Raw genomic sequence first — 21,723 nt, forward strand, 5'->3', positions numbered from 1 at the left:
TTGCTCCCTGCGTTTTTTACAAGGGCGTCCGGGTAAGCTCCGACGCCGAAAGTTGAAGAGGCTGCAGCGCGTTCGCCCTTTCTCGCGCCAACACCCAGCAGAAGCCCGCGTACATAGCGAGCAAACAGCACAGCGTGAAGGCAACACACCAGCGGGCAGGGATGACGCATATGCGCCTGCTTCGCGCGCGCCCCTGCCCGGCCGGCAAGACCGGCGCCGACGACGGGTTGCCACGCACCTGCCGGATCTGTCGATACAGGCCATCGCGAACGGCCTCCAGATGCAGCATCCCCCGCTCCATCACGCGAAACTTTCCTTCGAACCCCAGGGACAGGCACAGGTACCCCAACTCAAGCATCGCCACGTTTTTTATCGGGTCACGCGCCAGGCGTTCGAGCAACTGGAAGACCTTTTCGCCGCCAAATGTCTCGTGGTGAAAGCGGCTCAACAGACTCATCTTCGACCAGTCGCTTCGAGCGCCCCACGCCGTGGTGACGACGGCTTCGTCAATCAGGCTGCACAACACGTAGCGCGCAGACATGACCTGAGTGTTTTCAACACCTCCCTGCAGCGCACGGGTTTCGAATTGAGTCACCGCCGATGACAATCGATCGTTGACCGTGACGAGGTTTTCACGACCGGAGCAGCCCTTGAGCCGGACCACTTGCGACAATACCTCCCAAGCCGCGACTACCAACGGGTTGAGCGTTGTCGTGAAGCTGTGTGCGTCCAATGCCTGGCTCGCATAGATCATCCGATCCTGTAACTGTTCGTAGCGTGGCGGCGAAGGGAACTGCGTGAGCGGCCCTTGTGCGGGCCCAAGGCCGTCGCGGTCGAGCAGGACGGTCTTTTCATCCTGCGAATATTCACTGTCCATAGCGTTCAATTCCTGATGGCCCAGAAGGTCAACTCAAGCCCGGAGAATTCGCCCCCCACGTGGAAGGCGAACCCACCCGACTGCTGCAGCTGTGCGATGTCGCGGGCGCTCATGTCCAGCATGAAATACGTCTTGCCGGCGTGAAACGGAATCTGGCGCGGCGCTACGGGCAGTGGCTTGACCTTGATCCCCGCCAGATGCAGGTTGACCAGCTCGCGTATGCGCTCAACGGGGCCGATTTTCAGATGCGCTGGCAGGCGTTGGCGTAATTGCTCCGAATCAGACTGCGCGGAGGCCGCCAGGATGAACGTCGCAGTGCCCAGCAATTTCAAGTCGCTTACCGGGCAAACCAGTACGCCGTACTGACGTTGTTGCAACGTCAACTCGATAGAGTGTTGTTCCAGCACGACCGACAGCACGCCACGCACCGCGTCCATCAGCCCACGGAAGCTTGCCCCCTGGTCGGCGTGCCGGTACTGCAAGTCCAGCTCAGCGCGCCTGCTATCGCTGGCGAACGTTGATAACTCGCCGAGCAGGGCCAGCAGTGCAGCAAACACCGTTTCAGGGCGAACCCGGGCCTGGCTCAAGCAGTGACGCAGCGCAAGCTCGGTACGATTGATGACTTGCAGCATCAGAAAATCGCCCACCTGAGTGCCGGCGGCGGTGCTCTCCCCCCTGATCCGCGCGGCGATGGCATCGCCCCGCGACGCCAGCAAACCGATCACCTCCTTGAGACAAGAAGCGACATACCCGCGGTCCTGCATAAACATGAACGTAGGCACGAACTCCGCGTCCAGGCGCACGCCCCCCGCGTCGGTAGACTCCAGCACCTGTGCGACCTTGAGTGTGACGTAACCCTGTTCCCGCTGCCGCTCACCCAGCAGGAGGCGCAGATCAGGCCGCGCGCAGTGAATCAGACAACGCGAGCCGGTCCCGGCATTCGAGTCGCCCACCTCCACTGCACAGCTGAGGTAGCGCGCCAGGACATCGCCCTGCTCCGGTTGACGGGCTTCAATCTGATTGTCGGTCGCCAGTAACAGCGCCAGGTAAACGGTCTGTTCCCCGGCATTGGCGGGCACCTGTAATACCAGCGGTTCCATGGCGGTACCGTGGTCGAACAGAGTGCCGTCCGGCAACACACCGCTGGCTTGAGTAACCACCAGCTTGCCCAGGTTGAGGTACTGCACATCGAACTCCAGCGTGAGGAATCCCCAGGCATCAGGGCCCAGCAGACGCGTCTGGTTGAGCTGTTGCTGGTAATGCCGGTCGTTGTGCTGCAAGTGCTGTGGCCGCAACAGCATGCCTTCCTGCCATATGACTTTATGTGCGTGCATATCACTGCACCTCCTTGTCGGAACGCGGGTCGGCAAGCCGGATTCCGTCCTGGTCCAGCACCAGCTCGGCACGGTTCAATTGCCGGGCGGTGAGCGGAACGAGCAGTCGCCATTGAACGTGCGGCAAGTCGCGATAGGCCGCCAGAACGCCGACAAAATGACTGTTTTGCTCGACCCTCAACTTGAGTGCCAGTCGATCGCCCGGGCGCAGTTCAACTTCCTCACTGCTCACCCAGTCCTTCGGCAAAACCTGCTCGGCGTTGTCATACAGGCTGAAGAAGTCGGCATTCTCAAAGGCAACGCCATGGCGCAGTTCAATCAACTGCAGCACGACCGGCGAGGGTCGACCCTGAAGATCCGGGTTGACGCGCTCATTGGCGCTCAGTACCAGGTCCAGTTTGGTCAACGTCGAGAACGGCGATAGGGCGCTGCAGCCAGCCAACAGGCCGAGCATGAGCGACAGTGATGTGAGCGCGGCTCGATACATGAACATCATCCTGGATAATCGTTGTGCAGGGTTGAGATCAGGCGCACCTGTTCCTCATAGGCCCTGGCGAAGTCGCTGCCCAGCGGTCGCTCGTCGAACTGCCCATCCGCCACCAGGCGCCGGTAGTGACGCAGGTATGCCCGCCAGCGCGCGCCGTCGGAACCCCATCGGGGGGCTGCTTCCTGAAATTCGGCGCATGCCAGTAAATGGCCTGGAGCAAAAGCGGCCCGAGCGTTACGCAACGCACTTCGACAGGCGCTCAACAACGCGACCTGATGCACTTGCAGTGCCCGGTGCGCCTGGGCGATCGTCTGTTCGCCAGACTGCGGGGCCACTTGCGCCATGTCCAATATCGCGGTTAACGCCGCGTCGGTATCGATACAGCTGTGCAAGGGGTTGTGGGCGGTGCGCAACGCGTCGGCAGGCAGCGTTGCCAGTTCGCCCTGCAATTGCTCACAGGTGCGCAGGCTGCTTTGCAGCCGTTCGACCTCCAGCCGAAACAAGCGCGCCACCTTGATTGCCAGCGCTTCTCGGGCAGCGCTGTCAAGCCTGCCCAGGTCCAGCCCAAGCGCGGCTGCGAACGCGATCCAGAAGACCTCGTCGGGCGAGGCTGCCATCGCGACCGGCTCAACCGCCGGTATCTCTCTGACGGGCTCGACCCGGCGCGGTATCGCGACATGTTCACGGTCTGCGGCATACCGATCCGCCCACGCGCCGAGTTCGCCAACACCTGTACTCAACGCCGCCAGCTCATCCGAGGCATTATGCCGCTGGTGCTCGAGGTCCAGCGCCTGCAACGGGTCCAGCCCCAGGAACGCGTCATCGGGAATCGGTGCCGCCGTGCTGATCGACTGCTCGTCGAAGGGTTGAGCAGGTTCCATCAACCTCGCGCGTACAGACAACATACCCAGTTCGAACACATCGCCATCCTCGATCAAGCGCGCCTGCCCCTTGCGCAGTCGTTCGCCACTGCCTGGCATGCCGATACCGTTGCTGCTGATATCGGTGAGAAAGTAACGTCCTTCCCGGCATCCCACCAGGGCATGGTGGCTGGAGAGCAAGCGACTGGGATCGTGGATTACCCAGTCACAGCCGGAGCCACGGCCAATCACGCCGCCGACGCCGTCAAAAACCTTGCGCACCGTGGACGCCGAACTGGCGCCTGCGGCCTCACTGACTTCAAACACGAGTTGCATGGTCAGGCTCCCTCCTCTGTTCAGCGGCCACGGATGACCGCCTGAGGCTCACCCAAAGGCCGGTATTGGGCGTCATCGAATACATAGTTGGCGTTACAACCGCCGAGCAGACACAGCACAAGCACGACGAGGTGCCGGGGACGATCAAGCATCAGGTTTCTCCTCGGTGAATAGGCACGCCGGCATCGCCGCAGGCAATGTTCAAGCGCGCAAGCCGGTACAGCAGCGTGCGCCGTGCAACCCCCAGTTCCCGTGCGGTACGGGTTCGGTTGCCACGATTCTTGTGCAGGCAATCGAGCAGGAACACCCGCTCTACCCGCTCCATACGCTGGCGCAGCGTTACATCATCAACGGCGCTCGCCACCGCCTGGGGCAGCGACAGGTGCACCGGCAGAATCACGTTGTCGTCACACAACAGCACGGCTCGCTCCACCAGGCATTTGAGTTCACGCACGTTGCCGGGAAAGGGATGACTCGACAGTTGATCAAGGGCGATATTGGACCATTGCACAGGCGTCCTCCCCAGGCTTGCGCACGCTTTGGCGGCGAAATGCCGTGCCAGTTGCAGCACATCTCCATCCCGCTCACGCAAGGCCGGCAACTGGATGGGGAACTGGGCAAGCCGGTAATAAAGGTCTTCGCGAAAGCTGCCTGCGGCGACCATTGCAGCCAGGTCGCGGTGGGTGGCCGCGATGATGCGCACATCAACCTTGTGCGCGGCACTGGCGCCCAATGGGCGAACCTCGCCTTCCTGCAATACCCGCAATAGCTTTGCTTGCAGGGACAGCGGCATGTCGCCGATTTCATCCAGCAGTAACGTGCCGCCATGCGCGGCGTCGAACAGCCCGGCATAGTTGCGCTCGGCACCGGTGAACGCGCCTTTTCGGTAGCCGAACAGCTCACTCTCCAGCAAGCCTTCCGGGAACGCTGCGCAGTTCTGCACCACAAATGCCTTGGCCGCGCGCGGCCCTGCCAGGTGGATGGCCCGAGCCACCACTTCCTTGCCGGTACCGGTTTCGCCCCGCAGCAGGACGGTATAAGGGGTATGCAGCACCTTGCCAATCAATTGGCAGGTCTGCGCCATCGCTGTGCTGCCGCCAATCAGGCCATAAGTGTCGGCCAGCGACTTTTCGGGCCCTTGCGGTGCAACATCCGGCACCCACCGCAGGCTGCGCAACAGGGCCAATTGGTGCAAGGCGAAGCTGCCGAACCGCCCCAGCGAGCACCCGTACCCCTGTAACGGCGCCGGGCGTTGAGCGGCGCATAGCAGCACGCCCGCGACTGCGTTGAGGCGGTTGAACAGCGGCACACTCAACAGGGCGCGCCAGGGTGACGCGAGCACTGGCAAGAAAGTCGTGTCGTAGGGGCTGTGCTGCCCGTCATTCACCTGGACGGCAACGCCCTGGTTCACGGTGTCGCGCAGCAACGGCACCTGCCGCAGATCGATAGCTGCAGCCGCAACCACCAGCGAGGGTGTCGCGCTCAGGTGCTGGGCGATCAGATCGAGCCGGCCGGTTTCTTCATCGAGCCGGTACAACTGGCTCAGTTCACAGCCGCTCATGTGGGCCGCAGCCGAAACGCACACACCGGGCAATGAAGCGACGTCAGTGTCCAGGCCGATTCGTGTGAACCAGTCGAGCATGGCGCTGGCATGGGCAAGCGGGTCAGGCAGTTGCTCAAGGCTTTTTTCGGTCATTGGCTGAACTCACAGACGGGCTGGCCGTTGCCATCCAATCGGGCATGCACCGAGGCAAGCGGTGCGTCCGCGGCCATGGCGCCGAGCAGGCCGTCCACCATCTGCGGCAACAAATGCCGCTCGATCCACTGGTCGATGTACCGCGCACCGCTGTCACCATCAGCGCAACGCTCGGCCATGTGCGCAACCAATCCCGGCGACCAGGTGAACGCCAGTTGGCGTTGCTGCAGCCGTTGGCCAAGGCTCGCCAGTTTGAGTGCGGCCACCTCGTGCAGCACCTTTTCCCCAATCGGGTAATACGGTACGACACGCATGCGGGCGAGCAAGGCGGGCTTGAAGTGGGCACGCAGTACCGGGTAAATCGCGTCTTGCAGCACCTGGGGATCAGGTCGTTGACCGTCTGCGCAAAGCGCGTTGATACAGTCGCTTGCCAGGTTGGACGTCATCAGCAGCACGGTATTGCGAAAGTCGATTTCCCGCCCTTCGCCATCATTGGCACGGCCTTTGTCGAAGACCTGGTAAAACAGGTTCAAAACCTGCGGGTCGGCTTTCTCCACCTCGTCGAGCAGCACCACCGAATAGGGACGCTGGCGTACGGCTTCGGTCAATACGCCGCCCTCGCCATAACCGATATATCCCGGTGGCGCGCCGATCAGTCGGGAAAGCGCGTGTTTCTCCTGGTATTCCGACATATTGATCGTGGTGACGAACTGCTCACCGCCGTACAGGAGATCGGCCAGCGCCAGTGCCGTTTCGGTCTTGCCGACGCCGCTTGGCCCCACCAGCAGAAACACCCCGACAGGCGCATCGACCTTGTCGATCCCGGCGGCGACCGCACGCAAGGCACGATCCAGGGCCTGCACGGCGTGTTCCTGCCCGAGCACGCGCGCGCGCAAAGCCTCGGCAAAACCCAGGACTTTTTCATTGGGTTCGAAAGCCAGCTGCTCAGTGGGAATACCGGTCCACGCGCTGATGACGTGCGCTATGCCACGCGGGCACACCTCAGGTTTGGCCAACGGTTGCTCACCCAACTCAAGCCAGCGCCGCTCAAGTGCCAGGCACTCGTGCTCGAGGGTTTCCAGGCGCAGCTTCAACGCCTGCAAGGCCTGTGCGTCCACCGGCAAACCGAGTTCGGCGTCTCGACCCAGCGCCCGCGCGTGCCGCTGACCCTCGATCAGTTCGGCGCGTACCGCCTGCAATGCCTGTGGCGGCATGGCCTGACGCGCGCGAACACTGGCACAGGCGGTATCCAGCACGTCCACTGCCTTGTCCGGCAGCTGTCGGCCTGCAAGATAGCGTGCGCTCATGCGAGCGGCCGCCTCCACGGCATCATCACGCACATACACGCCATGACTCGCTTCATAGACAGGCACCAGTCCCCGCAGAATCGTCACCGCCTGCTCGACACCGGGTTCCTCGGCCAGTACCGGCTGGAAGCGCCGCGCCAGGGCCGGGTCCTTTTCGATGTAGCGCTTGTATTCCGACCAGGTGGTGGCGGCAATCGTACGCAGCGCGCCGCGAGCCAGCGCCGGCTTGAGCAGGTTGGCCGCGTCCAGGCCTCCCGGCTGGCCGCCGGCGCCAATCAGGGTATGGGCTTCGTCGATAAACAGGATCACCGGCTGCGGCGATGCGTTCACTTCATCGATTACCCCTTTGAGACGCCGCTCGAACTCGCCCTTGAGGCCGGCCCCTGCTTGCAGCAGGCCCATATCGAGGGCCAGCACGCGCACCGCTTTAAGGGCCTCGGGCACTTGCAAAGCGACAATCTGCAACGCAAGTCCTTCGACGATCGCCGTTTTCCCCACCCCGGCCTCCCCCACCAGAATCGGGTTGTTCTTGCGCCGCCGCAGCAGAATATCGATCAACTGGCGTATTTCACGCTCACGACACAGCACGGGGTCTATCCGGCCCTCACGAGCCTGCCGGGTGAGGTCCTGGGTAAAGCGCTGCAACAGCGACTCGTTGGCAATCGGCTGATTCTCGCAGGGCCGGCTCTTCAGGAAATCCTGCAGCCTGCCCGTGTCCAGGCGGCTGAGCACGGCGTAATACCCGCTGCCCGCATGTTCCAGCGGGTGCTGTAAAAGTGCCAGCAACAGCGCGCCGTGATCGACGAAACGTTGACCCAATTGCGCGTGAGCAATGACCAGCGCTTGTTGTAACCACAGCACCAAGGCCTGGGCGAATACCGGGTTGCGTGTAGCACTCTGCTCACTCCTGGGCTGCAAGGCCGCCTGCAGTTCGCCCACGGCAACGCCGGCATCGGACAATGCCTTGGCCATCAGCCCGGCGGGATGCTCGAGCAAGGCCAGGAGCAGATCCTCCACTAACACTTCATGGCCGCCTCTCGTCATGCAGCGCTCGGCGGCACGCGTCAGGTCACGGCGGGCCTGGTCCGTCAACGTGCGGATCAGTTGTTGCAGGTCCACATTAATCATGCTCATCGATCCTTAATGAAAATGCCCGGCGAGTGTGATCGCACCCTCGGCTCGTTCATGCTCCAGCCAACTGGTCCAACCCAGGCGGCACACATTGTCAGCGCCGATGTGCAGCGCCCGGATTTCGCCGGGCGCCAGCACCAGACGCAGGTCAAATTGCAGCGCGTCCGGGGCGGTCAGACGCACCAGCGAACACGCCGGGGCATGCGCCGTTCCCGTGGGGAGAAAATCGTGAAAGCGCTGCCAACCCAACGCCGTGATATGCACCCTGAACTTGCCGCTGCGGTCAGCGATCCGGCGCCCCAGCACCAGGTCCTGGCCAAGCTCACAGTTGGCGCGGCCCAAGTCATTGCACTGCAACGGCGCAACGTCCACGGTGCGCTCGACCCACTGTTCGATGAACACCGAGGCATGTTTGAAGTAATACCGCAGGACGGTCTCGATCAGCGCAGCCGAGTGCGTTCGCAGGCTCAGAAGCCCTAGGTAAGGCAGCAAGCGCTTGCAATCGAGACGCGAGGCCCCCCGTATCGCGTGGCTGCCGAGGCCGATCAGCGCAAACATCTGCTGCGAAAACCCATCACTGGCGCCCTGTTGGAAACAGGCCGGGTAACGGTATTTGCGCCAGATCGGTAACATCAGGCGGTGCAGTCGGTGGTGGAACATGTCGAGGAAATCCCGTGTGGGATTGCCACCCGCGCGTTCCGCCAATGCCTGCTCAGCGTAAAACGCGGGCAATGGTGAACCGGCGCCGAACAACCCCAGCACATTGATGCGCAGGCGCGCCCGCAACGTCTCGTGGTCCATGAAAAACTCCACGCGGTCAATATCGTGTCCCGCAAACCCCAGGCCCGGATTGGCCTGGAACTCCAGCAGGTCGTACAGCGCCTCCTCATCCAGCCCTGGATGGGCTTGGCGCAAGCGTGCGACCACCTGCACCACCGCCTGGAACAGCGTGTATTCGCGGATAACACGGCAAAGCCGAGTCAAAGCAGGGGTTGCTGGCCCATCTGGAACGGCCATAGGTACACGTCTCCTTGTGTGCTGATAACTCGCAACTCGTGATAGGAATTGAGGCTGGCGTACAGCGCAAAGAACTGATTGAGAACCGAAGCGAACACAAACAGATCGCCCTGGCCGGCAAACCCCAGGGGGTCCACCGTCAGGTCCACCCGCAATCCGCGAATCGGCAGGCCACGGTGCAAGCGGTCAACCGCTTCATGCTGGACCGAGCGCAGCGCGCCCAGCTTTTTCCGGCTGATGTTCAGCGCCTGTCGATCGTGATAGCGCGGCAGGTCGTAGGTTTCGAGAATCACCTTCAGCGCGTTGATATCGGTCAACGACAGATAGTTGAGCGACATGTTGCTGATCAGCTTCCAGAGATAATCCTGGTCCAGCGGCGGCGCAAAACTCGCGGTCGGCGCGCAGATATTGCCAAACGTCAACGACTCCGGGGTGTGCTCGCCGGGCTGGTTGATTTCACCGGCCCGCAACTGTCGCGGCAGCCCGGCATTGGTACATGTCAGCTCGATTGACAGGGTTTCCGGGCCCTGCTCGCGGCGGCCGTCAAACCTTATCCAGGTAGCCGGCCCGTCATGCTGTACCGAAGGTCGTTGACGAATGCTGAAGCTGGGGGGCGCACCCGTAGTCTGCAGGTCGCCGTCATGCTCGAACGACTCAAAGGGCACGTACGTCTGATGCCCCAGGCCACCCGGGCGCCATCCTGTAACACGATCAACCGAAAACACACCGGCATTCGCCGGGGAGTATTCCCCGGGCAACAGGAGGTATTCGTCCTGTTTTCCGTCCAGCCGAATGGGTATCGCATCGTGATTGAACAGGTTGACGATCGGCGTGCAGTACAGCTTCACGTTGTCCAGGGTGGGACGCCCAAGCGCACGGCCCTGGCCGCGTAGCTCGAAGCGCAACAGCATGCCGTGCGCCCGCTTGAGCACCTCATGGGGAAATCGATGGAGGGCAGCCAACCCTTCGATATCGACAAACAGGTACTTCTCGGGAAACGTGAAATACTCCTGCAGGTGGCGATAACCACAAAAGGTGTTTTGCGGGTAGGGAATCAGCGCGTGTTCCTCTGCGAAACCCACCGGCCGGACCTGGCCGGCGCTGAGCCGTAGCGTGGCAGGCTGATCATCGATTCCGTTGACCGGCGAACCGTCCTGGTCCAACAACTGCAGCTCAATGCTGTGCAGATGGCGCAACAGGCCCAGGTACAGGCCTTGGCTGACAGAGCGGTCTCCGGCCAGGTGCAGGCGCAACGAATCGAATGCCAACGCACTGAAATTGCCCGCTGCGCTCATGGTCAGGCGCAGGTCCAACCAGTCCACTGCGCCCTGGCAGGTGTAGTCCAGGCTACGCAGTTGCAACGGCATGACCTCGGTGGCATAGCAGGTTTTGAAACGGCAACGTTCGCCGTTGATCGGCAGGCTTTCCACGGCGGTATCCCGTGCCACTCGAACACTGGGGCCGGCGCACTTCAACGGGTCAAATTGCAGGATGCTCATGGCAGGCATCGGCCGCATGTAGTTGGGCCATAACAGATGCATCAAGGAATGCGTCAGCTCAGGCAGCTCGTCATCCAGCTTCTGACGCAGGCGCGCGGTCAGGAATGCAAAGCCCTCCAGCAGACGTTCCACATCCGGGTCCTGACCGGACTCGGCGAGAAACGGTGCCAGGGCCGGGTTGCGCTCGGAAAAGCGCCGCCCGAGTTGCCGCAGGGCACTGAGTTCGCTTTGAAAATAACGGTTAAAGGCCATCTGCGCAGACCTCCACTTGCCCTGCATCCGCCAGACGCGCATGGAACACGACAGATTGGGTGCCACCGTCAATGAGCAGTCCGGCGTCAATGGCAAATGCCAATGCCAACGTTTCGTGCACGCGGGGCAGCACCCTGACGCGTACATTCACCAGCCGAGGCTCGTAGGCCTGGATGAAGCGCTCGATCAGCAGCCGCGACTGCGTCAGGGATTCGTGCAGGCTGAGCCGCATATCATTGAGATCAGGCAGGCCGTAATCCGGCAGTGTCTGGACGCTGCCTGCGCGGGTGCTGAGCATTTTCGTCAAATGCGCGGCGACGGACGTCACGCGGCACACACTGGCGCAGGCGTCGGGCTCAAGGCGCTCGAAGAGGCTTCTGCAGTGGCGCATTCCCTGGCTTCGACTCATTCTTTATCGAGCTTGCCGACCAGGGACAAGGTGAAGTCCGCCCCCATGTACTTGAAATGCGGCCGAACGCTCAAGCTGACGCGGTACCAGCCCGGGTCCCCCTCGACATCGCTGACGACAATGCGCGCTGCGCGCAGTGGACGCCGCCCGCGCACTTGCGCACTGGGATTCTCCTGATCCGCCACGTACTGGCGAATCCACTTGTTGAGTTCCAACTCCAGGTCGGTCCTTTCCTTCCACGAGCCCAATTGTTCACGCTGCAGAACCTTGAGGTAGTGGGCCAGGCGATTGACCACCATCATGTAAGGCAACTGGGTACCCAGCCGGTAGTTCAGTTCGGCGGCCTTGCCCTCCTCGCTGATGCCGAACGTCTTGGGTTTCTGCACGGAGCTGGCGGAAAAGAAGGCCGCGTTGTCACTGCCCTTGCGCATGGTCAGGGCGATGAACCCTTCCTGCGCCAACTCATATTCGCGCCGGTCCGAAACCAGTACCTCGGTAGGAATCTTGGTTTCAATCTCGCCCATGCTCTGGAAGTGATGCAACGGCAGGTCGTCGACCGCTCCCCCACTCTGGGGGCCGATGATGTTGGGGCACCAGCGAAAACGCGCGAAGCTGTCGGTCAGGCGTGTAGCGAAGGCGTAGGCCGTATTGCCCCACAGGTAGTGTTCGTGGCTGTTGACCACAGTCTCCTGGTAGGCAAAGGTTTTGACCGGGCATTCGAGGGGGTCGTACGGCGTGCGCAGCAAAAAGCGCGGTACCGTGAGGCCGATGTACCGAGCATCTTCGCTCTGGCGAAAACTCTGCCACTTGGCAAACTGAGGGCCTTCGAAATGATCCCGCAGATCCTTGAGGTCAGGCAGGCCGGTAAAGCTTTCCAGACCAAAGAAACCTGGCCCGGCCGCCGCGATGAACGGGGCGTGAGCCATACCGGCAACGGCAGCCACGTATTGCATGAGTTTTACATCAGGCGCGCTGGGCGACAGGAAGTAGTTGGCGATGATCGCCCCTACCGGCTGCCCGCCAAACTGGCCGTATTCCGCACTGTAGATGTGCTTGTAGAGCCCCGACTGGGTAACTTCCGGGGAATCCTCGAAATCGTCCAGCAGGTCCTGCCGCGAGACATTCAACAGCTCTATCTTGATGTTCTCACGAAAGTTGGTGCGCTCGACCAGCAGCTGCAGCCCGCGCCAGGCCGCCTCCAGGGCCTGGAAATCCGGGTGGTGCAGAATCTCGTCCATCTGCCGGCTGAGCTTGGCATCGATCTCGGCGATCATCCGGTCGACCAACCGTTTCTTGACCGGTTCTTCGCGGTTATGGGGCTTGACCAGTTCTTCGATAAACGCCGACACACCGCGCTTGGCAATGCTGTACGCCTCGTCATCGGCACTCAGTAGCGTCTGGGCAATGATGTTGTCGAGAATGCTGCACTCGTCGGCGGCTTTTGGCAGGGGCTGCGGGTCATGCAGGGGAGTAGTCATGGTGTCAGTGTCCTTTTACTGAATAGGTTCGGCATCAGCGTTGCTCAGCCCCAACTCGGCCAGTACCCGAGCACGGGAGTCGTCATCGGCCAGTGCCTGCTCAATGGCTTTGCGAAAGCTCGGGGTGTTGCCCAGCGGCCCCTTGAGCGCCACCAATGCCTCTCGCAGCACCATCAGCTTTTGCAGTTGCGGTATCTGCTCGACCAGGTTGGCGGGGTTGAAATCCTTCATCGAGTTGATCCGCACCTGGATCGCCAGATCGTCGACGTCAGCGTCTTCCTGCAGGCGATTGGGCACGCTCAATGTCAAGTTCAGGGCCTGTTTGGCCAACACCTCGTCGAAGCTGTTCCTGTCGATGCCGATAGGCTTGCGGTCCTCAAGCTTGCGCGGGTCCTCGCGTTGTGAAAAATCCCCCAGCGCCAGCAGTTTCAACGGCAGCTCGACTTCCTCCTGCGCACCACCAACGGCGGGCTTGAAGGTGATATTGATACGTTCCTTGGGTGCTACCGAACCGTCTTTGGCCATGGTGTTACTCCTTTTGATGATTTTTTATTCGAGTACCGCTGCCAGATCGAAATGGCACAGCCGGCGGTGCGTGGCCTCCCTGCTTTCGCGCACGGCGTGGCTTTGTGGCAACAGGTCATAGCAGCGATACAAAAGCCTGCCGACGTGCAGGGCCAGTTCCGGCTCCCAGCGGTCCAGGCCCGCGCGCTGTAATTCGAGGTCCAGCTGTTCCAGTTGAATCCTGCCCAGGTCAGGCTTGCCCGCCCGTATGCACAACCTGGCCAGCGCCAGTCGCCAATGAAAGCGCGCGCGGTCACTGCACGCGCTCTGCAAACCCTGCTTGAGCAGGCCCACTGCTGCCTTGAGCCCCTCCTTGCGCAAGCTCGGCATGGCCGCCTGCAAGGCGGCTTCCCAGGGTTCGCTGCCGACATCGGCGACAGCGGTGAAAGGCTCGGGTTTGTGCAGGTGGCGAATCACGTGGAGCGTGATCCACTCACAGGTCGCGGGGGCCGCAAACGGCGTACCGTCGTCGAAGCGCAATTCAGGCAGGTTCGGCAAACGTTGCAATAACAGCGCGAAGCTCATTTCCAGCTCAGTCATTGCCTGGCTCGCGTGCAAGGCTTCAAGGCATTCCCAGACCATGCGCAGGCCATCAAACCAGAACAATGCGCCCGCCAGGCTGGCCTCGAGCTCAAGCAACAGCTCGGCGTGATGGCCATGACCGAGACGATCCTGGTAACGTTTGAGCTTGTCGGGAGCCAGCGGGCGCAGGGCCGTCACCCCCTCGCTGTTGGCATCGGGATAGTTGACGAGGCTCAGCCAGGCCAGGGTGCGCCCCAGACGCAAGGCCCGCAGGTCGGTGGCATTGTGGCGCAACCACCAGCTACATAACGTTCGGGCCTGTTCCTGTAAGGCGCGCAGCGCTTTGTGGGCATCCTTTTCGTTGTTGATGGGCGATTCAGGCTTGAACAGTTGCGTGCTCGCCTGCCTGAACTGGGCAATGACACCCGCGATGCCCGCCGGCTCCTCACCGCCCTGGGTGGCACGCGCCAGGCGCTCCGCCAGTTGACGCCGGCTCGGCAACAACAACGGGGCGTCGCTGCCCAGATGCTCGTTCAACAACTCATCAAGGCGCACGAGGTGTTCATGCAGCGCCCGGAACAACGGCAACTGGTCGACAAGAGACAGGTTGTGCGAGAAGAGCGAGTCGAGGCGCGCCACCAGCCAACCCAACGCGGCAGCGCGGGTGCGTGGCTTGGCGGGATGCACCTGTGCCCAGTGGTGCTCACAGAGATAAACCAGCAAGACGAGACCGGCCAGCAGCCCGGGAAATGAATCACGCTGGTGCAGCGCCCAGGTGAGCCATACAGCGACGCGCAGATCCTTGGATTGCTCACGCAGCACGCGCTCACTGAGCTCGCAGACCTGCTGCCAATCCGGCAGGCTCGCACCATGTATCGAGTGTGTCTTGGCGACCTCGGTTTCCACGGTTTCAAACTCACTCGAAAAACGCACGTCGTTGCCGGCGAAATTCCCCGGCGAACAAGGGATTCGTGCAAGTTCCTGGTAATAAGCGCAAAGCTTTTCTGAATGAACCATTTTTTGGCCGCACACAACTAATAAGGCTGAATAGGCAAACCAGATACCGTGAAATACGGATCAGAGTGCCGCTAACCCCGCGTTCAACACGCTACGAAGTGAACAAACCTTAGCCACCTTAAAAACAACCAGCAAGCCGCAGGGCGGGACTTAAGGAATTTCCTACAACGCCCTGAAATCGTGGCCTGCGCAGTGATTTGCGCACTTAATCAGCTGAAAAAATCCTTCATTTATCCGCAACCGCGCTTAATTATTGATTCACCACCGTGAGCAATTAGCTGCGCACTTATGTGCAACTTCAATTACTAAAAAAACCGCAAAAAACCCATATTTTCCTGCTGCACTAAATCCTCCCAACCGCATCGCCTTGTTTTCATTGAGTCACGCACTTTCAGGCACGCTTTTTGTTATAGGCATTTACCCGCCCGGCAACTTCGCTGTTCGGGTGTACCTACTCAACCAGACAAGGAAACCCGTCATGCCAACACCCGCGTACCTCTCCATCACCGGTGTCAAACAAGGCTTGATCACCGCAGGTACATTTACTCAGGACTCGGTAGGAAACATTTATCAGGAAGGCCATGAAGATCAGATCCTGGTGCAGGCGTTCGCGCATCAGGTGATCATCCCCCGGGATCCGCAATCGGGCCAGCCGACCGGCCAGCGTGTGCATAAACCGCTGATGGTGAGCAAGGTCTTCGACAAGTCCTCGCCCCTGCTATTCAGTGCACTGACCTCGGGGGAAGAAGTGTCGTGCCGGCTGGAATGGTTTCGTACCTCTTCGGCAGGCACCCAGGAGCACTACTTCACCGTTGAACTGGAAGGCGCGACGATTGTGGACATCCAGTCGCGCATGCCCAATTGCCAGGATCCGGACAACGCCCATTTCACCCACCTGGAGGACGTGTATTTCAGCTATCGCAAGATCGTCTGGACCCATGAAGTAGCCGGCACGTCCGGCTCGGATGACTGGCGCAGCCCTGTGGCCGGCTAACCGCGGCGCAGGCGGGAACGGTCCAGGGAAGGCACCGTTCCTGCCGGCACTACACCATCGCCAGCGGGTGCTTGCGCTTGGGCGCGCCGAACACGCGATCAATCGCGTCCAGGTCATGCTCGTCCAACACCAGCTTCACAGCGGCGGCGTTCTGCCGTATGTGTTCGGGAGTGACCGCCTTGGGGATGGCGATTACGCCGTCTTGACGCAAGACCCAGGCGAGAGCGACTTGCGCGGGAGTGGCCTCATGACGACGGGCAATCTCCTTGAGCGTCTGGCTGGCCAACAGCGCACCGCCCTGGGCAACAGGACAGTAAGCCATCAGTGGCAAATGGTGCTGTTGCCACCACGGCAACAGGTCGAATTCAATACCACGCTCTTCAATGTTGTAGAGCACCTGGTTGGTTGCACACACGGGGGATGCCAGCTCCTGCAGGTCTGCCACATCGAAATTGGAAACACCCCAACGGCCGATCTTGCCTGCTTCGCGCAAGCGCTCGAACGCCTCGACGGTTTCTTCAAGAGGGTACTGGCCGCGCCAGTGCAGCAGGTACAGATCGATGTAGTCGGTGCCCAGGCGCTGAAGGCTCGCTTCGCACGCACGGGGCACGCCGGTGCGGCTGGCATTGTGCGGATAGACTTTGCTCACCAAAAATACCTGGTCGCGCCTGCCCTGGATGGCCTCGCCGACGACCTTTTCCGCACCGCCTTCGCCATACATTTCAGCGGTATCGATCAGGGTCAGGCCCTCGTCGATGCCCAGTTGCAAGGCGCCCACTTCGGCGCGGTGCCGGTCCGGGTCTTCACCCATGCGCCAGGTGCCCTGGCCAATGACAGGGACGGGAACGCCGGCCAGATCGATAGTACGCATGACAACCTCCTGATGAGTTGGCGAATTAACAGTGTGGCATTGACCGGACAAAAGGGTTCAATCGCAGTATGGTTGGCCTTTGATCAATCGCCAGGAATCACTCGCAATGCTGTTTGTTGTCATGCTCGGGGGCAAGCACCCCAGGGCCCGGATCGAAGTACACGATGTGGCGTTTGCCGTGGCGGATACGCTGCAGGCCACCTACCCGCAATTGCGCGACGCCTGGTTTGGCAGCCCCAAGGGTGTGCACATCGATTCGTGGATGGCGGTGGAGGGTGTCGACGGCTGGCAGGTCCAATTCAGCCAATTGGCGCCGCACGGTGATGCGCCGCACTTGTATTTCATCAACCTCGGCGGCTATGAGGCCAACAGTTTTGGCGAGGCCCATCACTACCTGTTGCTGGTCGCGCGCGACAAACGCGAAGCCATGAGCAAGGGCAAGCAGCACCTGTTGCGCCACTGGTCCCAGGCCCACACCGACGCGGTCATGGATATCGACGATTGTCTGCCCATCGACCTGGTGGACGGCCGCTATATCCATCTGGTCAAGGGCCCGCACGCCCCCATCGTCCAGCAGAACGACTACATCGTTTTAGCCTGAAACCCGCAGGCCAGGCCGTTCTTCAGCCGGTCAGGCACGCCGGTGGAACTTTGCCGGGAAATAACCGCCTGAATCCGGTAGGCTCACCGTTTTTCACTTAAGGAGTTATTTTCCATGGCCAAAGCCACCGCCCGCCACATCCTCGTTTCCACTGAAGACAAGTGCAACGAACTCAAGGCCCAGATCGAAGGCGGCGCTGATTTCGCCGAAGTCGCCAAAGCCAACTCCAGCTGCCCGTCCAGCCGTCAAGGCGGTGACCTGGGTTCGTTCGGCCCAGGCCAGATGGTCAAGGAATTCGACAGCGTCGTCTTCAGCGCCCCGGTCAATACCGTACAAGGTCCGGTGAAAACCCAGTTCGGTTATCACCTGCTGGAAGTCACCAGCCGCCAGGACTGATCGGTCCGTGCTGATGCTGTAAACAACGGCCCGCCATTTGGTGGGCCGTTGTGCATGTGATGACTGACGACGCTTAAGCCGTTAACGTACCGCTCTCCCTTTATGTTCATCCGCGCTCAAGGCTGATAATGCGATTGGCTTTTCCAAAACTGTTCAGCATCACCCTGGTCCTGTTCATGACAGGCACCGCCGTGATCGCGGCGCCACAAACGTCCCTCACGGTGTACGGCGAGCCGGCCAAATATCTCGACGGCTTCAGCCATTTCGACTATGCCAACCCGGATGCGCCCAAGGGCGGGACCCTGCGCCGCTCGGCCATCGAGATCGGGCGCTTCGACCATGTGTTGCCGTATATCGACAAAGGCATCGGCGTTTCCCAGGTTGACGGCTGGCTGTACTCACCACTGGCCCAGCGCTCACTGGATGAGCCCTACACGGTCTACGGCCTGGTGGCCGAAAAAATGGAGCGCGCCGACGACGGTCTGTCGCTGCGTTTCTACCTCAACCCCAAGGCGCGTTTTGCCGATGGCACACCGATCAGCGCCGAAGACGTGCGTTACAGCTTCGATTTATTGATGACCCAAGGCAGCCTGCGTTTTCGCACGCTGTTTGCCGACGTCAAGCATGTCGAAGTCGAAGGCGAGCGCCAGGTACGTTTCGACTTTGCCAGCAATGAAAACCGCACCCTGCCCCTGGATATCGCCACCCTGCCGGTGTTTCCCGAGCATTGGTGGAAGACCCGCGACTTCGCCAATGGCGGCGGCTATGAAGCGCCCCTGGGCAGTGGCCCGTACAAGGTCAGCAAGATCGACTCCGGCAGCACCATCACCTTTACCCGCGATCCCGATTGGTGGGGCAAGGACCTGCCGGTCAGCCGTGGCCTGTACAACTTCGATCACCTGAGCCTGGAGTATTTCGGCGACACCGAAGTGGCGCGCCAGGTGCTGCGCGGCGGCGCCTACGATTTCAACCGAGAGTTTTCCGCCACCGGCTACTCCATCGGCTACAACGGCCCGGCCCTGGATGATGGCCGCCTGCAGCGTGCGCACCTGGCCAAGGAGATGCCGCAACCGGCCCAGGGCTATGTGTTCAATGTGCAAAAGCCGATGTTCAAGGACCGCCGCGTACGCCAGGCCCTGGCAATGCTATGGGATTTCGAATGGGCCAACCGGCAGATGATGCGCAACCTGTACATCCGCCAGCAGAGCTTTTTCTCCAATAGCCCGCTTGCCGCTAACCAGTTACCCAGCCGGGAAGAACTGGCGATCCTTGAACCCCTGCGCGGGCAGATTCCCGACGAAGTGTTTACCCAGGTGTTCAAGGCGCCTGTCACCGATGGCAGCGGCGTGATCCGCGACAAACAGCTGCAGGCCCTGGCCCTGCTGGAGCAGGCAGGCTGGAAGCCAGACGGCGACAGGCTGGTCAATGCCAAGGGCGAGCCGCTGGAATTTACCTTCCTCAATGCCCAGGCGGGTGTGGAACGTCTGCTGCTGCCGTACAAGCGCAACCTGGCGCAAATCGGTATTACCTTGAATATCCGCCGCATCGACTCCTCCCAATACGTCAACCGCCTGATGGCACGGGATTACGACATGATTGTCACCGGCTTTCCGGTCACGGCCTCGCCGGGCATGGAGCTGTACAACTTCTTCGGTTCCGCCGCCGCGTTCGATCCGGGCGCCAACAACTACATGGTGCTGCAGGACCCGGCCGTCGACAGCCTGGTCAAAGGCCTGGTCAAGGCCGACACCCAGGCGCAGATGCTCACCTACGCCCATGCGCTGGACCGGGTGCTGCAATGGAACTACCTGTGGATTCCCAACTACTACCCGCCCGGCACCTCTGCCGCATGGTGGAACCGCTTCGGCCGCCCGGCCATCGAGGCGAAAAACGATGAAGCCCTGGAAACCTGGTGGGAAGTCAGCCCAACGCCGCTGACAAACGAGCAGATGCGCGCCAAGCTGGAAAAACGCGGGGGCGCGCGCTGATGTTTGCCTATATCGTGCGGCGCCTGCTGCTGATCATCCCGACCCTGGTGATCATCCTGCTGGTGAATTTCGTGATCGTGCAGGCCGCGCCGGGCGGGCCGGTCGAACAAGCCATTGCCCACCTGCAAGGCATCGGCGGGGGCGGTGTCGCAGGCGCTGCCGGGGAAGGCATCAGCGGCTCGCGAGCCAGCCGCGGCCTGGACCCGAAGCTGATCAAGGACATCGAAAGGCAGTACGGCTTCGACAAGCCTGCGCCGGAACGTCTGTGGCTGATGCTCAAGAGCTACGCCCGACTGGATTTCGGCAACAGCTTCTTTCGCGGCGCAACGGTGATCGACCTGATCCTGGAAAAGATGCCCGTGACTATTTCCCTCGGCCTGTGGGCCACCTTGATTACTTACCTGGTGTCGATCCCCCTGGGGATACGCAAGGCGGTGCGCCATGGCAGCAGCTTTGATGTATGGAGCAGCACCGCCATCGTGATCGGCTATGCCATGCCGGCGTTCCTGTTCGCGATGTTCCTGATCGTGGTGTTTGCCGGCGGCACTTCGCTGAACTGGTTCCCGGTGCGCGGCCTGGTGTCGGAGAATTTCGAAGAACTGAGCACCGTGGGCAAGATCGCCGACTATTTCTGGCACCTGGTATTGCCGGTCACGGCGCTGGTGATCGGCGGGTTCGCCACCCTGACCATCCTCACCAAGAACTCGTTCCTCAACGAAATCACCCGGCAGTACGTGGTGACCGCGCGCGCCAAGGGTTTGAGCGAACGTCGCGTGCTCTACGGCCATGTGTTTCGCAACGCAATGCTGTTGGTGATTTCCGGGATTCCCCAGGCGTTCATCAGCGTGTTCTTCGCCGGCTCGCTGCTGATCGAGGTGATCTTTTCCCTCGATGGCCTGGGCCGCATGAGCTATGAGGCAGCGGTGTCGCGGGATTACCCGGTGGTGTTTGGTTCGCTGTTTATCTTTACCCTGTTCGGCCTCTTGATAAAACTCATCGGCGACCTCTGCTACACCCTGGTGGACCCGCGTATCGACTTCGCCGCGAGGAACGCCTGATGCTCAATCTGTCTCCCGTGGCGCGCCGGCGTTTCGAGCGATTCAAGAGGAACCGTCGCGGCTGGTGGTCGCTGTGGCTATTCATCGGCCTGTTCATTCTGACGCTGGGCGGCGAGTTGATCGCCAATGACAAGCCCCTGGTGCTCAGCTTCAAGAACGAGCTGTATTTCCCCGTGTTCAAGCGCTACACCGAGCAGCAGTTCGGCGGCCAATTGCCGTTCCAGGCCGACTACCGCAGTGACTACGTGCAAAAGCTGATAAAGCAGGACGGCGGCTGGATGCTGTTCCCCCCCATCCCCTTCAGCGACGACACCCCCAACTACGAATTGGCCCGTCCTGCCCCCAGCCCGCCGTCGACGGTGAACTGGCTGGGCACCGATGACCAGTCGCGGGATGTGCTGGCGCGGGTCATCTTCGGCGCGCGCGTGTCGATCCTGTTTGCCCTGGCGTTGACCGCGATCAGCGCAGCCATCGGCATCGCCGCCGGCGCGTTGCAGGGTTACTACGGCGGCTGGGTGGACTTGCTCGGCCAACGCATCCTGGAAGTGTGGTCGGGCCTGCCGGTGCTGTACCTGCTGATTATCCTGTCGGGGTTCGTCGAGCCGAATTTCTGGTGGCTGCTGGGGATCATGGCGCTGTTTTCCTGGCTGGCCCTGGTGGACGTGGTGCGCGCCGAGTTCCTGCGCGGGCGCAACCTGGAATACGTCAAGGCCGCACGCGCCCTGGGCCTGGGCGACGGCAAGATCATCGCCCGGCATATCCTGCCCAATGCCATGACCGCGACCTTGAGCTACCTGCCATTCATCCTGACCGGGGCGATTTCGACCTTGAGCGCCCTGGACTTCCTCGGCTTCGGCATGCCGGCCGGCAGTGCTTCGCTGGGGGAGTTGATCGCCCAGGGCAAGCAGAACCTGCAAGCGCCGTGGCTGGGCCTGACGGCATTTTTCACCCTGGCGCTGATCCTGTCGCTGCTGGTATTTATCGGCGAGGCGTTGCGTGATGCCTTCGACCCTCGCTCATGAGTGATCG

General features: G+C 61.3%; 20 protein-coding genes. 6 read left to right on the forward strand and 14 right to left on the reverse strand.

All coding sequences use genetic code 11. The annotated features are described in order from the left end of the window. Window positions 1-16: 16 nt before the first annotated feature. The 13 genes from icmH to tssA are packed head-to-tail and all read right to left on the reverse strand — an operon-like array spanning window position 17 to window position 14,786. Window positions 17-877 (reverse strand): type IVB secretion system protein IcmH/DotU, encoded by an 861-nt coding sequence (icmH, locus tag BFQ00_RS21105; protein ID WP_065934634.1) that lies wholly within the window; start codon window positions 875-877, stop codon window positions 17-19. A gap of 5 nt (window positions 878-882) precedes the next feature. Then, window positions 883-2,211, reverse strand: coding sequence for a type VI secretion system baseplate subunit TssK (gene tssK / locus BFQ00_RS21110; RefSeq protein ID WP_065934635.1), 1,329 nt, complete (start codon window positions 2,209-2,211; stop codon window positions 883-885). Between the two features lies 1 nt (window position 2,212). Further along, window positions 2,213-2,698, reverse strand: coding sequence for a type VI secretion system lipoprotein TssJ (gene tssJ / locus BFQ00_RS21115; protein WP_065934731.1), 486 nt, complete (start codon window positions 2,696-2,698; stop codon window positions 2,213-2,215). 5 nt (window positions 2,699-2,703) lie between these two features. After that, entirely contained in the window at window positions 2,704-3,894 is a 1,191-nt protein-coding gene (tagH, locus tag BFQ00_RS21120; RefSeq protein ID WP_065934636.1) for a type VI secretion system-associated FHA domain protein TagH, read from the reverse strand. Between the two features lie 20 nt (window positions 3,895-3,914). Further along, window positions 3,915-4,046, reverse strand: coding sequence for a type VI secretion protein (locus BFQ00_RS21125; RefSeq protein ID WP_065893074.1), 132 nt, complete (start codon window positions 4,044-4,046; stop codon window positions 3,915-3,917). Next, entirely contained in the window at window positions 4,046-5,590 is a 1,545-nt protein-coding gene (locus BFQ00_RS21130; RefSeq protein ID WP_065934637.1) for a sigma-54 interaction domain-containing protein, read from the reverse strand. The genes BFQ00_RS21125 and BFQ00_RS21130 overlap by 1 nt, the downstream gene beginning before the upstream one ends. After that, window positions 5,587-8,025 (reverse strand): AAA family ATPase, encoded by a 2,439-nt coding sequence (locus BFQ00_RS21135; RefSeq protein ID WP_065934638.1) that lies wholly within the window; start codon window positions 8,023-8,025, stop codon window positions 5,587-5,589. The genes BFQ00_RS21130 and BFQ00_RS21135 overlap by 4 nt, the downstream gene beginning before the upstream one ends. Before the next feature lie 12 nt (window positions 8,026-8,037). After that, window positions 8,038-9,045, reverse strand: coding sequence for a type VI secretion system baseplate subunit TssG (tssG, locus tag BFQ00_RS21140; protein ID WP_065934639.1), 1,008 nt, complete (start codon window positions 9,043-9,045; stop codon window positions 8,038-8,040). Then, entirely contained in the window at window positions 9,009-10,796 is a 1,788-nt protein-coding gene (gene tssF / locus BFQ00_RS21145) for a type VI secretion system baseplate subunit TssF (RefSeq protein ID WP_065934640.1), read from the reverse strand. The genes tssG and tssF overlap by 37 nt, the downstream gene beginning before the upstream one ends. Next, window positions 10,786-11,187 (reverse strand): type VI secretion system baseplate subunit TssE, encoded by a 402-nt coding sequence (tssE, locus tag BFQ00_RS21150; RefSeq protein ID WP_065893079.1) that lies wholly within the window; start codon window positions 11,185-11,187, stop codon window positions 10,786-10,788. Before tssE ends, tssF begins: the two co-directional genes overlap by 11 nt. Window positions 11,188-11,201: 14 nt before the next feature. Next, window positions 11,202-12,683 carry a type VI secretion system contractile sheath large subunit gene (gene tssC, locus BFQ00_RS21155; protein ID WP_065934641.1) on the reverse strand — a complete coding sequence of 494 codons (1,482 nt, stop codon included), beginning with the start codon at window positions 12,681-12,683 and terminating at the stop codon, window positions 11,202-11,204. Between the two features lie 15 nt (window positions 12,684-12,698). Further along, on the reverse strand, window positions 12,699-13,208 hold the full coding sequence (tssB, locus tag BFQ00_RS21160; protein WP_065887448.1) for a type VI secretion system contractile sheath small subunit: 510 nt from the start codon (window positions 13,206-13,208) through the stop codon (window positions 12,699-12,701). Window positions 13,209-13,232: 24 nt separating this feature from the next. Beyond that, window positions 13,233-14,786: a type VI secretion system protein TssA gene (tssA, locus tag BFQ00_RS21165; RefSeq protein ID WP_065934642.1), complete on the reverse strand. Its 1,554-nt coding sequence runs from the start codon at window positions 14,784-14,786 to the stop codon at window positions 13,233-13,235. A gap of 478 nt (window positions 14,787-15,264) precedes the next feature. Here tssA and BFQ00_RS21170 point away from each other — a divergent pair, with 478 nt between their 5' ends. After that, window positions 15,265-15,780: an Hcp family type VI secretion system effector gene (locus BFQ00_RS21170; RefSeq protein ID WP_065893083.1), complete on the forward strand. Its 516-nt coding sequence runs from the start codon at window positions 15,265-15,267 to the stop codon at window positions 15,778-15,780. A gap of 49 nt (window positions 15,781-15,829) precedes the next feature. On the opposite strand, the gene BFQ00_RS21175 is transcribed toward BFQ00_RS21170, so the two are convergent. Further along, a complete protein-coding gene (locus BFQ00_RS21175; RefSeq protein WP_065893084.1) occupies window positions 15,830-16,651 on the reverse strand; it encodes an aldo/keto reductase in 822 nt (273 codons plus the stop codon). A gap of 106 nt (window positions 16,652-16,757) precedes the next feature. On the opposite strand from BFQ00_RS21175, the gene BFQ00_RS21180 reads away from it, so the two are divergent. From BFQ00_RS21180 to BFQ00_RS21200, 5 genes are all read left to right on the forward strand, one after another. Continuing rightward, a complete protein-coding gene (locus tag BFQ00_RS21180; protein WP_065887452.1) occupies window positions 16,758-17,252 on the forward strand; it encodes a DUF1543 domain-containing protein in 495 nt (164 codons plus the stop codon). Window positions 17,253-17,366: 114 nt separating this feature from the next. Further along, window positions 17,367-17,648, forward strand: coding sequence for a peptidylprolyl isomerase (locus BFQ00_RS21185; protein ID WP_065887453.1), 282 nt, complete (start codon window positions 17,367-17,369; stop codon window positions 17,646-17,648). Window positions 17,649-17,776: 128 nt separating this feature from the next. Further along, window positions 17,777-19,636 carry an extracellular solute-binding protein gene (locus tag BFQ00_RS21190; RefSeq protein ID WP_065934643.1) on the forward strand — a complete coding sequence of 620 codons (1,860 nt, stop codon included), beginning with the start codon at window positions 17,777-17,779 and terminating at the stop codon, window positions 19,634-19,636. Next, window positions 19,636-20,694 (forward strand): microcin C ABC transporter permease YejB, encoded by a 1,059-nt coding sequence (locus BFQ00_RS21195; RefSeq protein WP_065887455.1) that lies wholly within the window; start codon window positions 19,636-19,638, stop codon window positions 20,692-20,694. Before BFQ00_RS21190 ends, BFQ00_RS21195 begins: the two co-directional genes overlap by 1 nt. Then, entirely contained in the window at window positions 20,694-21,716 is a 1,023-nt protein-coding gene (locus BFQ00_RS21200) for an ABC transporter permease (protein ID WP_065934644.1), read from the forward strand. The genes BFQ00_RS21195 and BFQ00_RS21200 overlap by 1 nt, the downstream gene beginning before the upstream one ends. Window positions 21,717-21,723 lie beyond the last annotated feature (7 nt).

It is taken from the genome of Pseudomonas sp. 28 E 9 (genome assembly GCF_900004785.1).
Lineage (GTDB): Bacteria > Pseudomonadota > Gammaproteobacteria > Pseudomonadales > Pseudomonadaceae > Aquipseudomonas > Aquipseudomonas orientalis_A.

Coding starts and splice junctions, on each gene's coding strand:
- icmH (WP_065934634.1), bottom strand. CDS start 877: ATGGACAGTGAATATTCGCAGGATGAAAAGACCGTCCTGCTCGACCGC.
- tssK (WP_065934635.1), bottom strand. CDS start 2,211: ATGCACGCACATAAAGTCATATGGCAGGAAGGCATGCTGTTGCGGCCA.
- tssJ (WP_065934731.1), bottom strand. CDS start 2,698: ATGTATCGAGCCGCGCTCACATCACTGTCGCTCATGCTCGGCCTGTTG.
- tagH (WP_065934636.1), bottom strand. CDS start 3,894: ATGCAACTCGTGTTTGAAGTCAGTGAGGCCGCAGGCGCCAGTTCGGCG.
- BFQ00_RS21125 (WP_065893074.1), bottom strand. CDS start 4,046: ATGCTTGATCGTCCCCGGCACCTCGTCGTGCTTGTGCTGTGTCTGCTC.
- BFQ00_RS21130 (WP_065934637.1), bottom strand. CDS start 5,590: ATGACCGAAAAAAGCCTTGAGCAACTGCCTGACCCGCTTGCCCATGCC.
- BFQ00_RS21135 (WP_065934638.1), bottom strand. CDS start 8,025: ATGATTAATGTGGACCTGCAACAACTGATCCGCACGTTGACGGACCAG.
- tssG (WP_065934639.1), bottom strand. CDS start 9,045: ATGGCCGTTCCAGATGGGCCAGCAACCCCTGCTTTGACTCGGCTTTGC.
- tssF (WP_065934640.1), bottom strand. CDS start 10,796: ATGGCCTTTAACCGTTATTTTCAAAGCGAACTCAGTGCCCTGCGGCAA.
- tssE (WP_065893079.1), bottom strand. CDS start 11,187: ATGCGCCACTGCAGAAGCCTCTTCGAGCGCCTTGAGCCCGACGCCTGC.
- tssC (WP_065934641.1), bottom strand. CDS start 12,683: ATGACTACTCCCCTGCATGACCCGCAGCCCCTGCCAAAAGCCGCCGAC.
- tssB (WP_065887448.1), bottom strand. CDS start 13,208: ATGGCCAAAGACGGTTCGGTAGCACCCAAGGAACGTATCAATATCACC.
- tssA (WP_065934642.1), bottom strand. CDS start 14,786: ATGGTTCATTCAGAAAAGCTTTGCGCTTATTACCAGGAACTTGCACGA.
- BFQ00_RS21170 (WP_065893083.1), top strand. CDS start 15,265: ATGCCAACACCCGCGTACCTCTCCATCACCGGTGTCAAACAAGGCTTG.
- BFQ00_RS21175 (WP_065893084.1), bottom strand. CDS start 16,651: ATGCGTACTATCGATCTGGCCGGCGTTCCCGTCCCTGTCATTGGCCAG.
- BFQ00_RS21180 (WP_065887452.1), top strand. CDS start 16,758: ATGCTGTTTGTTGTCATGCTCGGGGGCAAGCACCCCAGGGCCCGGATC.
- BFQ00_RS21185 (WP_065887453.1), top strand. CDS start 17,367: ATGGCCAAAGCCACCGCCCGCCACATCCTCGTTTCCACTGAAGACAAG.
- BFQ00_RS21190 (WP_065934643.1), top strand. CDS start 17,777: ATGCGATTGGCTTTTCCAAAACTGTTCAGCATCACCCTGGTCCTGTTC.
- BFQ00_RS21195 (WP_065887455.1), top strand. CDS start 19,636: ATGTTTGCCTATATCGTGCGGCGCCTGCTGCTGATCATCCCGACCCTG.
- BFQ00_RS21200 (WP_065934644.1), top strand. CDS start 20,694: ATGCTCAATCTGTCTCCCGTGGCGCGCCGGCGTTTCGAGCGATTCAAG.